Annotated in this window: 1 protein-coding gene; it reads left to right on the forward strand. The window is 41.2% G+C overall.

Translation table 11 applies throughout. From position 1 onward, the window contains the following. Window positions 1-272: branched-chain amino acid transport system II carrier protein (locus AC3II9_RS21800; RefSeq protein WP_489158785.1), on the forward strand; the 272-nt coding region annotated here is incomplete at both ends.

Genomic DNA, 272 nt, shown 5'->3' on the forward strand with positions numbered 1-272 from the left:
CCTGGCAATGGGATTTTCAGGCACCCGTAACTTACAAGAGTTATCAAGCAGAGTTCATCCAGCTTATGGAATCTTTTTCACAGCTTTACTTTATTTAACCATTGGGCCTTTCTTTGCAGCTCCCCGTACAGGGACGGTTGCTTATGAAGTAGGGATTGCCCCATTTTTCCCAGAAGGAAGCCAGCAAGCAGGGCTGCTCATTTTTACATTTATATTTTTTGCTGTTACTCTAGCATTCTCATTGAATCCTAGTAAAATTGTTGATAATGTTG

The organism is Lysinibacillus sp. RU7 (assembly GCF_057837305.1).